General features: G+C 59.0%; 1 protein-coding gene. It reads right to left on the bottom strand.

Annotation, left to right across the window (positions count from 1 at the left end; translation table 11 throughout):
* The coding region (locus tag QM716_RS29150) for an AMP-binding protein (RefSeq protein ID WP_283307720.1) at positions 1 to 466 on the bottom strand (466 nt) is incomplete at both ends.

Here is a 466-nt window from a genome sequence, read left to right as displayed (position 1 = left end):
GATCCCGATGACCGTCATGAGTAGCCACCACCAACCGAGCACCCACCGCCAACGGAACAAACAACTCCCACACCGACACATCGAACGTCACCGGAGTCTTGAGCAACACCACATCAGAACCCGACACCGCATAACGCTCCGCCAACCACGACACCTGATTGACCACACTGCGATGACTGACCGCCACACCCTTCGGCCGACCCGTCGACCCCGACGTGAAAATCACATACGCCGTATTCTCCGCCCGCAACGGCGCAACCCGATCCACATCCGACACAGGAGCATCCGAAAAACCAGACACATCAACAACATCAACCTCGACCACCGGCACCACACCAGCATCGAAACCAACATCAGACGTACTGACCACACACACCGGCGACGCCGACGCCAACACAAACCCATTACGCTCCGCCGGCTGATCCGGATCCACCGGAACATACCCACCACCAGCCTTGAGCACACC

It is taken from the genome of Rhodococcus sp. IEGM 1409, from assembly GCF_030056735.1.
Lineage (GTDB): Bacteria > Actinomycetota > Actinomycetes > Mycobacteriales > Mycobacteriaceae > Rhodococcus_F.
Note: the sequence above shows the minus strand (reverse complement) of the source record. Positions and strands in the feature narration are given on the sequence as shown.